Origin of the sequence: Furfurilactobacillus rossiae, from assembly GCF_013394005.1 — a bacterium.
GTDB lineage: Bacteria > Bacillota > Bacilli > Lactobacillales > Lactobacillaceae > Furfurilactobacillus > Furfurilactobacillus rossiae.
The window spans coordinates 2,750,096-2,762,250 of sequence record NZ_CP040586.1 but is presented as its reverse complement, the minus strand read 5'-3'; the positions used below and the strand labels follow the sequence as shown (position 1 = coordinate 2,762,250).

The 12,155-nt window shown below is 44.0% G+C and carries 11 protein-coding genes; 8 read left to right on the top strand and 3 right to left on the bottom strand.

The annotated features are described in order from the left end of the window. The first annotated feature begins 614 nt into the window (after window positions 1-614). The 3 genes from rpmH to yidC all read left to right on the top strand — a co-directional run bounded on the left by rpmH (window position 615) and on the right by yidC (window position 2,128). Entirely contained in the window at window positions 615-749 is a 135-nt protein-coding gene (gene rpmH, locus LROSL1_RS13160) for a 50S ribosomal protein L34 (protein ID WP_011668979.1), read from the top strand. 110 nt (window positions 750-859) lie between these two features. Continuing rightward, window positions 860-1,204, top strand: coding sequence for a ribonuclease P protein component (rnpA, locus tag LROSL1_RS13155; RefSeq protein WP_017262430.1), 345 nt, complete (start codon window positions 860-862; stop codon window positions 1,202-1,204). Between the two features lie 42 nt (window positions 1,205-1,246). Next, window positions 1,247-2,128 (top strand): membrane protein insertase YidC, encoded by an 882-nt coding sequence (yidC, locus tag LROSL1_RS13150; protein ID WP_404825811.1) that lies wholly within the window; start codon window positions 1,247-1,249, stop codon window positions 2,126-2,128. 112 nt (window positions 2,129-2,240) lie between these two features. On the opposite strand, the gene LROSL1_RS13145 is transcribed toward yidC, so the two are convergent. Continuing rightward, the gene (locus tag LROSL1_RS13145) at window positions 2,241-2,711 is read right to left on the bottom strand and encodes a helix-turn-helix domain-containing protein (RefSeq protein WP_017262432.1); all 471 of its coding nucleotides are present in this window, start codon (window positions 2,709-2,711) and stop codon (window positions 2,241-2,243) included. Window positions 2,712-3,026: 315 nt separating this feature from the next. On the opposite strand from LROSL1_RS13145, the gene LROSL1_RS13140 reads away from it, so the two are divergent. The 5 genes from LROSL1_RS13140 (at window position 3,027) to mnmG (ending at window position 10,146) form a co-directional block, all read left to right on the top strand. Then, complete coding sequence (locus tag LROSL1_RS13140; RefSeq protein ID WP_178914895.1) at window positions 3,027-4,226, top strand: TMEM175 family protein; 1,200 nt, start codon at window positions 3,027-3,029, stop codon at window positions 4,224-4,226. Beyond that, a complete protein-coding gene (gene coaBC / locus LROSL1_RS13135) occupies window positions 4,210-5,427 on the top strand; it encodes a bifunctional phosphopantothenoylcysteine decarboxylase/phosphopantothenate--cysteine ligase CoaBC (RefSeq protein ID WP_178914894.1) in 1,218 nt (405 codons plus the stop codon). Before LROSL1_RS13140 ends, coaBC begins: the two co-directional genes overlap by 17 nt. Before the next feature lie 116 nt (window positions 5,428-5,543). Further along, window positions 5,544-6,593 (top strand): RNA-binding cell elongation regulator Jag/EloR, encoded by a 1,050-nt coding sequence (gene jag, locus LROSL1_RS13130; RefSeq protein ID WP_178914893.1) that lies wholly within the window; start codon window positions 5,544-5,546, stop codon window positions 6,591-6,593. A 166-nt stretch (window positions 6,594-6,759) separates the two neighbouring features. Further along, window positions 6,760-8,151 carry a tRNA uridine-5-carboxymethylaminomethyl(34) synthesis GTPase MnmE gene (mnmE, locus tag LROSL1_RS13125; protein WP_178914892.1) on the top strand — a complete coding sequence of 464 codons (1,392 nt, stop codon included), beginning with the start codon at window positions 6,760-6,762 and terminating at the stop codon, window positions 8,149-8,151. Between the two features lie 78 nt (window positions 8,152-8,229). Further along, complete coding sequence (mnmG, locus tag LROSL1_RS13120) at window positions 8,230-10,146, top strand: tRNA uridine-5-carboxymethylaminomethyl(34) synthesis enzyme MnmG (RefSeq protein ID WP_161002022.1); 1,917 nt, start codon at window positions 8,230-8,232, stop codon at window positions 10,144-10,146. Between the two features lie 168 nt (window positions 10,147-10,314). Here the strand turns inward: mnmG and LROSL1_RS13115 are convergent, their stop codons facing one another. Together LROSL1_RS13115 and LROSL1_RS13110 are read right to left on the bottom strand one after the other, a co-directional pair. Then, window positions 10,315-11,187, bottom strand: coding sequence for a 1-acyl-sn-glycerol-3-phosphate acyltransferase (locus tag LROSL1_RS13115; protein WP_178914891.1), 873 nt, complete (start codon window positions 11,185-11,187; stop codon window positions 10,315-10,317). Further along, entirely contained in the window at window positions 11,184-12,143 is a 960-nt protein-coding gene (locus LROSL1_RS13110) for a glycosyltransferase family 8 protein (protein WP_178914890.1), read from the bottom strand. The genes LROSL1_RS13115 and LROSL1_RS13110 overlap by 4 nt, the downstream gene beginning before the upstream one ends. Window positions 12,144-12,155 lie beyond the last annotated feature (12 nt).

The following is a 12,155-nucleotide window of genomic DNA, read 5'->3' as shown; positions in this document are numbered from 1 at the left end:
CGATGAAGCCTCCTAGAATGAATTATGCATAAACAGTAATAATTTATGACGAAAATAAAAATAACAAAATCTGCAAGGACAACTTTAGCATGAACAAACAGAGTTTTCCACAGGTTCCACAGAACAAGTTACGAATGTTCCACAGGATTGTGTGAAGGTTATCCACAGGAGCGTTGAAAAATCGGGATTTAGTCTCTGTGAAACAAGTTTTCCACCGATGATTGTTATTAAATAACGTTGAGAACAATAGCTTTCGAAAAGTTTTCCACAGAAAAAATCGGGGGTGTGGATAACTTTTCAAAGGGCTGTGGATTTGTGTATTTTGTTGTTAAAATCCTGTGGAAATAACGTTTTTTAAAATCTAAAATCCACTGAACCTGTGGATTAGTTTTGCCAATCTGTGGATAACTTTTGCTCCACAAATTACCGGAATCGACAATTTGTTGTTTGCAAGTAACTCTGTCTATGATATTATATTTAGGAACTGCATGAGTTTTCTCGTGCGCTAGCTTTTAGCTAATCAACCATATATGTAACGCTGGATATCCAAGTGTGTCGTCACGTCACCACTAAGGTATCTGTGTCGTAACGATCCAAAGGAGGTGCAATCCAACATGAAAAGAACTTACCAACCAAAGAAGCGTCATCGATCACGTGTCCATGGTTTCCGGAAACGGATGAGCACAAGTAACGGCCGTCAGGTGTTAGCACGTCGGCGCCAAAAGGGCAGAAAAGTATTATCTGCATAAAAACAGGCCACTGATATTTTTCAGTGACCTTTTTTATTTTTTTAGTCCACGATGACCATTAGTGTTGGTTTTGTGGCGTTGAATCATTTTAGTTGAGGAGATTCGGACCATTGAGAAAGTCATACCGCATCAAAAAAGAAAGCGAATTTCAAACGGTCTTTGAAACCAGAAACTCGATTGCCAACCGTCAGTTTGTTATCTATACAATGGATAAACCAGAGCAGCCACATTTTCGTGTTGGTATTTCTGTTGGTAAGAAAATTGGCAACGCTGTCCATCGTAACTGGGTTAAGCGTCGAATTCGTCAGTCATTGTTGGAGTTAAAACCAATGCTTCGTCAGGACGTCGACTTCTTAGTTATCGCGCGACCTTCAGCTGATGGGCTATCAATGGCCGAAATCAAAGAAAACCTGACGCATGCGTTACGTTTGGCAAAGTTGCTGGATGCAGAGTAGCGTTACAGCACAATATAAGTGGGCAACATAGGCATTATCAAAATGAATGAAGTAAATGAGGAAAAAATCGTGAAGTCAAACGGAAAACGCTCCGGCCGTAAAAGCCGACGACGATTAGCGCTGACCATGATTGCTGCAGCCAGTTTATTCTTGGCAGCGTGTGGTAAAAAGCCAATCACCAGCAGTAGTACAGGATTTTGGGATCACACGATTCTGTATAATTTAAGTCAATTCATCATTTGGCTGAGTCATGTATTCGGTGGTTATGGGATGGGGATCATTATGATCACCCTGATCATCCGGATCATCATTTTGCCATTAATGATTTATCAAACGCGTTCAATGCGGCGGATGCAAGAAATTCAGCCACAGTTGTCGGCGTTGCAAAAGAAATACAAGTCGCGTGATACGGCTACGCAACAAAAGCTTCAGGAAGAAACACGGAAATTATATGCTGAAGTTGGCTATAACCCAGTTTCAGGATGTTTGCCACTGATTGTTCAGATGCCAATTATTTGGGCATTGTATCAAGCAATTTATCGGACATCAGCATTGAAGACGGGTTCATTCTTATGGATGCAGCTTGGGGATCGCGATCCTTACTTCATTTTGCCAATTCTTGCTGCCGTCTTCACTTTCATTAGTTCTTGGTTGAGTGTTAAGAGTCAGCCAGAAAGTAACTCAATGAATGCCGTGATGGTTTGGGGGATGCCAGTGATCATCTTCTTCACTGCCGTATCCGTACCAACAGCGCTGTCATTATACTGGGTAATTTCAAACGCCTTCCAGGCTGGTCAAACATTGCTGATTCAGAATCCTTGGAAGATTAACCGTGAGCGTGAAGAACGTGAAACGGCTAAGCGCGATCAAGCGAAAGCCAAGCAGCGAGCAATCAAAAAGGCTCGTCGGTCACGACGTCGTTAATTCAATAAATGATTGAAAAATCTGCACGTCTCATCAATTTGATGAAGCGTGCAGATTTTTTTGAACCGTGTAAAAATTACGCTTGTTGTAAGCAAAAAAGATTATAAAATAACTAATTTATTAGGCTGGACTGAACACTTTTTAGAATGTACTCAATGCGCTCTTCCATTTGATTCATGTCTTCAAGTGAATGAGTCATCAGGATGTTGATAGCCAGTGCTTCAATTCGTTTGTACCAAAACTGATAAACTTTTTTTCCTGAAGCTAATAGCTTTAAATTGTGCACCCGTCGATCCTTTGTATCCTCGACTTGCTGGACCAAATTGAGTTTCATAAGAGCAGTAATCCGCGTTGAAAGTAGCGGACTCGACATGCGGAAAAGGTGGCTAAGCTTCGAAGATGTGATTCCTGGTTCTAAACCAATCTGAGTAACCAGTAGAATGTCGCGTAGACCCAGTTTGGGAAGATTACCAACGTCCATGTTGACCTTCTGTAATGCATAGATATCGGCGAGGTGGCCATGAATTAACAAGGTCGTCATTCGGGCGATGTCAGCCTGCGAAGGTTGAGCTTGTTGTGTCACTTTAATGACTCCAATCTGTATAGCTTTTAATGTGGTTTTTAGCGCAAGTGCGCCGAGTGCGCTATGTATAGAATAGACGGGTGGTGTAAACAGTTCAAGCCGTCAATGATTACAATAACGTTACAAATGAAACTATTGCGGACATTCATTATTTATCGGCTATAAGTTTTGCGATGAATATTGGCTACACGTCGAATTAATTTACCGAGGACAACTATTTTTAGTTAAGGCTGTTGTTTGCCGCACTTTATAGTGGTGTCTATGCATAAAGAACCTTAAACTGATAATAGTTTCTATTTGGAGATGGCCGGAACGATGAATAAAGAGCGGTTCACTGGATTTTCTGACGCGATTATTGCGATTGAAGTTACGATTCTGATTCTTGAGATTGAACCACCTGAGCAGGCAACGCTGGCGGCAGTCCTAAAGCAGGCTGGTTCATTTGCAGCTTTTACCGCAAGTTTTCTATTAATTATGGCGACATGGTACTTTCATCATAATATTATTAATGTTGCGCACCGAGTGACATTTCCCGTGTATTTGGCCAATACTCTATGGATTTTTGTGATGTCATTATTTCCTCTAGCTACCGCTTGGGTTGGTCGATATCCGTTAGCTTTTTGGCCTGAATGTCTATTCATTTTAGTAACATTGGTATGGATGGGCGCTTATTCGTTGTTAGTATATAGCTTAGGTGTTGCCAATCCAGATCAACGTCATGAGTTTTATGCATTGGGGAATTCTCGTGAAAACTTATTGTGGCGTTTTGGCATCGTTATTGCCGTGCTACTGGTTTTACCATGGTGGCCGATTGCCGGCATCATAGGCCAGATTCTGTTAGGTGTGGCATCTGCTGTATTAACACTGAGAAATAATAATCGTCATCAGGATATTAATAAATCGCGATTAATTGCCTTTACGGATGGTATTATCGCTATTATCGTGACATTGTTGGTTTTACAGTTGGCGGTGCCTGCCGGTATTCACGTCCATGATTTATTGACTCAAGGTGTTAAGTTTGCGACCTATGTGATTAGTTTCTTGTTCATTATGATTGTGTGGTATAACCATCATGATTTATTTAACGGTTCTGGTAGGATAACGACTATCGTTTACTGGGACAACGTTGTATGGCTGCTTTTTTTGAGCTTTTTCCCATATGTGACAGCCTTTGTCGGGGAATTTCCAGAAAGACGGTTGGCAGAGTGGCTATATGTGGTGGTCCAATTGCTATGGTCACTATCTTATACAAAAATGGCGCGCGACTTACAACGGACCAATCCAGCTAATGGCGAGCATATTCGGTTTGTTGGCAAACTAAATGGGTATAACGCGACTGCATTGTATGGTGGTCTCATTGTGGCCGTTGTGCTGGTCTACTTTGTGCCAATCAGCGGCTTACTTGTTACGATATTCTTGGCAGGTTTTAACGTCATTCGGGCTTGGCATGATGCACAACGTCAAGACCATCATTACGTGGAGAAACGGGAGGAAAAGCATGGGACTCGAGAATAAGCACATTGCCGTTTTTGTCACCGGTGGCATTGCAATTTACAAGGCGGCTGAAGTCGTTCGCGGTTTGATGAAGCAGGGAGCGATTGTTCGTGTAGCAATGACAACAGACGCAACAAAGTTTGTGACGCCGCTGACGTTTGGTGCACTGACTAAACAACCAGTATTGACGGATTTGTTTGACGACAATGGTGGTGCCGGTCACTATGTACCACACATCGAGATGGCTGATTGGACGGATATTACGGTTGTTGTTCCGGCAACGGCGAATATTATAGCTAAAATGGCGATGGGGATGGCTGATGATGCTGTCTCAACAACGCTATTAGCCACAACATCATTAAAAATCGTTGTACCGGCAATGAATAATCACATGTGGGAAGCACCAGCGACCGTTCGTAATGTGGCAACACTAACCGCCGATGGCGTGATGGTGATGCAACCAGATACAGGGATGTTAGCGGAAGGGTATGCAGGGCGTGGCCGATTGCCTGAACCGGCAACGATTGTAGATTTTGTAAAGCAAAAATGGGCCCAACAAACGGGACGTTTGCGCCATCGCCATGTACTTGTAACTGCTGGTGGAACACGTGAACGCATTGATCCAGTTCGTTTTATCAGTAATGATTCCTCAGGAAAAATGGGGTACGCCATTGCAACCGCGGCTGCTAATGAAGGGGCTGATGTCACTTTAGTTAGTAGCACAACCACTTTGACTGCACCAGCTGGTGTCGAAATTGTCCATGTTGCTGGTGCTAAAGAAATGTTAAACCAGATGCAACAACGTTTGGATCAACAGGATGCTGTTATCATGGCGGCGGCTGTTGCCGATTTTCGGCCAGTTGAAGAGGCTGCCCAGAAAATTAAAAAGACAGCCGATAACGATACGATGATAATCAAACTTACAAAGAATCCTGATATCTTAAAAACATTGGCAACGCAGAAAACTAAACAAATCATGGTCGGGTTTGCTGCAGAGACCCAACATCTATTGGCCAACGCACAACACAAATTGACTGATAAGAAATTAGATATGCTGGTTGCTAACGATGTGAGCCGAAAAGATATTGGCTTCAATGCTGACAACAACCAAGTAGTTATCCTGCGTCCCAATCAGGAGCCCGAAAAATTACCAATCATGGCTAAGTCTGAGCTTGCGGCAAAACTTATTGATAGGGTTGTAACGTTATTACCCGGGAAATGATTTTAGCTGCTAACATTTTGGCGACAAATGGTCGGTAACCAGAATGTGAATGTTCAATAAAAAGTTAGTCAATCCATGCTAAAATATAGGTACGTGATTTATTTGGAGGAATAGCTGTGACGCAATATCAGGGGAAGACCGTGGATGAAGCAATTCAAAACGGACTCAAAAAAATTCAAATTGATCGTGACAAAGTAGCGATTACAGTTGTATCTGAACCGGTACATGGCTGGTTTGGACGCTTAAAAAAAGAGGCTATCGTCGATATTACGATTAAGCCAGTTTCCGTTACAAAAACGCCGCAATCGGCTAAGGTATCGGCTGGTGCGCCCACGGGAGCAACTTCATCACGGACAACGCAAAGTAAACCACTTAAAAATGCTAAAACTAGTCCGACGTTTGATCATCCAAGTGATCAACGAGTGGCTGCTAAGCGTGATGAGGATATTGAACGAAATGTTGATGCCACTGCTGATGTTCGACGCCGTGAGGGAGACCATCCCCGCGCTAAAAGTTCATTAACCTCGTCTGAGGTTGTCGACAGTGTTGTTGCATCTGTGGAGACCACTTCGACTGTTTCAACAACTGCCGCGATGAGCGGTGCGAGCACTCAATCGCAGGCTGCCAACTTGAATGACTCGGTCACATCAGTGTCAGCGTCCACTCAATTGACACCGGCAGAGTTGAAGGCTCGCCAACAAGCTAATCAAGCACGCTTGGATGATAATTTGGAAGCAGTTGCTAATTACTTGCTTGATGCGCTGGAACAACTTGGTATTAGCGCTGACGCCGAGGCCGATACATACCATCATGGTGCAACAATAACCTTTATGACCGAACAAGAAGGATTATTGATTGGTCGGCATGGTCGCACGTTGAACGCACTACAAGTACTGGGCAACACATTCATGTTGCGGCAGGGCATGCAACATTTTGAATTAATGCTTGATGTGGCTGGCTATCGTGAACGGCGCGCCAGCACGTTACGACGGTTGGCCGATAATACTGCGCGTGATGTAATTGCGGGCGGTGAACCAGAGTTGCTTGATCCCATGCCTGCTTATGAGCGGAAGGTTATTCACACACAGCTGGCTAAAAATGCGCATGTAACGACCTTCTCACAAGGCAGGGAACCACGACGCGGTGTTGTTGTTGCCCCACGCTAACGCTTGACAAAAAGAGCCGACGCTTTTAATATTGGGTACATTAATTAAACATTTGATATGGATATTACTGGTTAAAGTAGTCAAGGTGCTTTGCCCACGTGTTTTTTTACGCGTGGGGTGGCACTTTTTTTATGCAATTTATTAATCAGCGGAGAAGGGAGTTTATATGTCACAAACGATTACCGAGTTTGATACCATCGCTGCGATTTCAACGCCACCTGGTGAGGGTGCAATTTCAATTGTGCGGTTGAGTGGTGAAGAGGCACTAGCAACTGCTGAAAGGGTCTTTAAGGGCCGCGATTTAAGTAAAGTAGCTAGTCACACCATTAATTACGGGCACATTATTGATCCTGATACTAACGAAGAAGTTGACGAAGTGATGGTTTCTGTGATGTTAGCGCCAAAGACGTTTACGCGTGAAGACGTTATTGAAATTAACTGTCATGGTGGGATTGTTGCTACCAACCGAATTTTACAGTTGCTGTTAAGCCATGGTGCTCGGTTAGCTGAACCCGGTGAGTTTACCAAACGTGCTTTTCTTAATGGTCGAATTGACTTGTCACAGGCTGAAGCCGTAATGGATTTAATTCGTGCCAAAACTGACAAATCAATGAAGGTTGCGTTAAATCAATTGGACGGTGATTTAGCTCACTTGATTCGCAATTTGCGTCAGGACATCTTGGATGTTTTAGCTCAAGTCGAAGTGAACATTGATTACCCTGAGTATGATGATGTAGAAACCATGACGACACGGTTATTGTTGGAAAAGGCCAAGGATGTAAAGGCTAGAATTGCAGATCTTCTCAGTACCGCTCAACAGGGTAAAGTACTGCGTGAAGGTTTGGCAACAGCCATTGTTGGGCGGCCTAATGTCGGTAAATCAAGTCTCTTGAATCACCTTCTTCACGAGGACAAGGCAATCGTGACGGATGTCGCCGGTACGACCCGCGATGTCATTGAAGAATATGTGAACGTGAAGGGTGTGCCGTTAAAGCTGGTTGATACGGCCGGGATTCATGACACGACGGATAAAGTTGAAAAAATCGGTGTTGAACGATCCAAACTGGCGTTGGCTGCTGCTGATTTAGTTTTGTTGGTCATTAATGGCAGTGAACCATTAACGGATGAGGACCGCACGTTAATTGAAACAACGGCGGATAGCAAACGAATCGTCATTTTGAACAAAACTGATTTGCCGCAACAAGTCGACCTGACTGATTTGCAAAAGTTAGTTGGCGATGACGCAGTGATTGCGACATCGGTACTGACGAATGCTGGGATGGATCAGTTAGAGGATAAGATTGCTAATCTGTTCTTTGGCGGTATTGAAAACAGTCAGACGACGGTAATGGTGACTAATGCTCGGCATATTGGTTTATTAAACCAGGCATCACAAGCCTTGGATGACGTTATGAGTGGTATCGCAGCGGGTATGCCGGTTGATTTAGTTCAAATCGATATGACACGTGCATGGGATCTGCTGGGCGAAATAACCGGTGATTCTGTGCAGGATGAACTGTTGACACAATTATTTTCTCAATTTTGTTTGGGCAAATAGTTGCCCAAACATGTTTCATGTGAAACATACTGCCAGAACTACAGTTATAAATAAGTTGGCACTTGAAAGGAAAATGAAATGATTTCAGAGGGAAAGCCATACCAGGCAAAAGCGTATGACGTAATCGTGGTCGGCGCTGGTCATGCTGGCTCTGAGGCTGCGCTAGCTGCGGCCAGAATGGGTAATAAAACACTATTAATGACCATTTCGTTGGAAATGGTGGCCTTTATGCCATGTAATCCGTCTGTTGGTGGTCCGGCTAAAGGAATTGTGGTCCGTGAAATTGATGCTCTCGGTGGTGAAATGGGCCACAACATTGATAAGACATACGTTCAAATGCGGATGCTAAATACCGGGAAAGGTCCTGCTGTTCGTGCTTTACGGGCTCAGGCCGACAAACATGCCTATCATGAGGAAATGAAGCACACGATGGAACGGGAACCTAATTTAACGTTGCGTCAGGGTGTCGTTACTTCCTTGTTGGTCGACGATGGTGTTTGTCACGGTGTTGTGACAGCAACTGGGGCACACTATGAAGCGAAGTCTGTGGTATTAACCGCTGGTACTGCTTCACGTGGGAAGATTATCATTGGGGAACTGATGTATTCATCTGGCCCCAACAACTCACAACCGTCCATTGAATTGTCAGAAGATTTAGAGAAACTCGGTTTTGACCTGGAACGGTTTAAGACTGGGACACCGCCACGTGTAGATGGTGGAACAATTCATTATGATGAAACGGAAGAGCAACCTGGTGATAAGGAACCTAACCATTTCAGCTTTGATACGCCAGACAGTCAGTACATTGACGTTAAAAATCAACTTAGTTGCTGGTTAACTTATACCAATGAACATACGCATGAAATTATTCGTGAAAACTTGGATCGAGCACCAATGTTTTCAGGTGTGATCGAAGGGGTCGGACCGCGTTACTGTCCTTCCATCGAAGACAAGATCGTACGTTTTGCTGATAAGAGCCGGCACCAGTTGTTCTTAGAACCTGAAGGTCGACGGACTGATGAATGGTATGTACAAGGACTGTCAACATCAATGCCAGAAGAAATTCAGCAGCATATTTTACATTCCATCAAGGGTTTAGAAGATGCAGAAATGATGCGGCCTGGCTATGCAATTGAGTATGATGTTGTGTCACCTTATCAGTTGCGTAACACGCTAGAAACAAAGCTGATTAAAAACTTGTATACTGCTGGTCAAATGAACGGCACGTCTGGTTATGAAGAGGCTGCTGGCCAGGGTCTGATTGCGGGCATTAATGCAGGTCGTCGTGCTTTAGGCGAGGATGATTTCACATTAAAGAGGTCTGACGCGTACATTGGCGTCATGATTGATGACTTAGTGACCAAGGGCACGAAAGAACCGTACCGTTTGTTAACGAGCCGTGCTGAATATCGGCTGATTTTGCGGCACGATAATGCGGATCTGCGTTTGACGGCCATGGGTCACGATCTTGGTCTGATTAATGATGAAAAATTCGCTAAGTTTGAAAGCAAAAAAGCGGCTATTACCGCTGAGTTAAATCGTTTGAAGTCTGTGCGCGTTAAGCCCAATGCACAAGTTAACGAGTGGTTGGCAGCACATAATGATGCGCCATTGAAGGATGGTGTGCTGGCGGCCGATTTCCTGAGGCGTCCAGAAGTGACCTATGCTGATTTGATGCAATTTATTGATGGACCGGCTGAGCCACTCGATCACCGTGTGGTAGAACAGGTTGAAATTGAGCTAAAGTATGCTGGTTATATTCAAAAGGCTGAAGAGAAGATTGCCAAGCTGAAACGGATGGAAGCAAAGGCTATTCCGGCAAATATTGACTATGAGGCCATTGAAGGCTTAGCGACAGAGGGACGTCAAAAACTCGCTAAAATTCAACCGGAAACGCTGGCTCAGGCGAGTCGAATTTCTGGTGTTAACCCTGCTGATATTGCGATTTTGTCCGTCTATATTGAACAGGGACGCATCGCTAAGGTGTCGCAGTAGTTAAGTAAATTGATAATTCGTCTTAACGGATACTTGGAAGAAGTAACGATTTAAACTATAAAAAGAGTGGTCATCGCGAGTATTTCGTAATGACCACTCTTTGGTATTATTGTTAATTAACATTTGCGTCTGGATCGTACAATCGTCAATGATAGTGAAATAATGGCTTTATTGCTGGGTATGATCCGGAATCCATCCCACGATATCTTGTGGTTCAAACTGATAAGATAATGGTTCATGATAGGCTGCCTCATAGGCGGCCTTTTTTTGTGCATAATCCTGGTTCATCATGCGCGTGGCATTTGCGTTAGCCGATAGTTTAGGATCAGGGTAAATGAGCGGCAAAATGTGTAAATGATAACTCGTTTCATGAAATTCTGGCGTTGCTAATTTCTTTTCCGACCGAATTTCGGTAAAGCAGGAAATGATGGGCACGTTTGCTTTGGCGGCGTAATAATACGTGCCACGTTTGGGCGGCCTTGGCTTGCGGTAATTAAACCACATTTCTTGTTCGGGATAAATCAAAACGAAGTGACCAGCGGCAGTTGTTTTTTGAATCAATGCTGGTAGTTCGCGACCGAGATAGTCCAACCGTTTGGACAAGGGAATGATATCTAGGTTATTCATTAAATAGCCGAGTCCGCCGGTCATCGCCAAATTTGTGTCCTGGCTGACAATGAATAAGCGCCGGTGCTCATGACGAGCTAGTAGTCGCGGCACCGTGTTTTCAAGGGGATTGAAATGATTAGTGGTGATGATGGCACCTTGGTGTTTAGCTAGACCGGAAAGATTTTCCCAACCGGAAACGGTGGTCGTTCGGTTAGTCAGCCAGGTTGCGATGGCCATAAACGTTCGCGCAATCCAGTTGGCAATTTTAAAGTGAAATGTGTGACTACGTTTGAGGTAGTTATCGACGGCTTGCGTTTTGGCCTCAGTTGATAAGATAGGATCACCCACCTCTACCTTATCGTTAAAGCGGCCCGCAGCAATGGCCTGTCGAATGTTATCAATGACTTGGTCGCGATGATCTGCAACAATCATACGCGAATGGGCACACCGGTGGCGGCCACTTTTTTAAACGTCGTGGGTGTATCAGGTAACTGGCCAGCTTTAGTCATTAAGGTGGTCAGCTTGGCTCGATCGGCGTCTCGCTGTGCAGTTGTATAGTCGTTTAATTGTTGATGGAGCATATCTTTGTATGAGGTCTGATCCGCATACTGCCAGAAATAATGACCGTACATAATGTGGTCAAAATACCACGGCTTATAAAATAGATTGTAATGAATCAATTGTGGATTCTTCACTGGCGCATACTGTGGGTCTTTTGGCATGGCGTCCCAAACCTCGTCTAAGTACCGGATGCGACCCTGACACATTGTATTGAGATAATCTTGATCTGGCGCAATACAGTCAAACTGGTACGTTTGCAGCAGTTTCAAGAAACGTTGACTGAAATGTTCCTCTCGTAATTTTGTTAGATTGAGGAGCAATACACCGGAGTTGATGTATTCGTTAGCAGGTAGACCAAGTGCATTAGTGATGTAATCGACCATTGGCGGCACATGTTCAATTGAATGGTCTGGGGCGGCCCCAATCAAATTATTAGCCAATGGCAGCTCGTATAAATTAGCCAAATTTCCGGGGATGACCGTATCGCTGTCAATGTAAATAGCTTTTTCAAACTGCGGAAACATGTCGGCGATAAATAAGCGGTAGAAAATGGTTAAAGTAAAGAAATCGGCTCTGAGAAAATTTTGATGCTGATTTTGAATAGCAGATAACGACTGTGTTAAAGCCTTAAAGCGAACCGCTACATTAGGCGTACTAAGTGCGGATAGGCTGGCCTTTGTTTGATCAGACAACCCTTGATGCAAAATAATGACTTGGTAATGATCATTTGAATCAGCATTTGAGGTTAATGATTTGATCGAGACAGCGGCATAGGGTGCAAAATCTTCACTGATGGCGTAAAAGACAGGAATAATTGCTGAAGGCATCGTGTGTCGCTC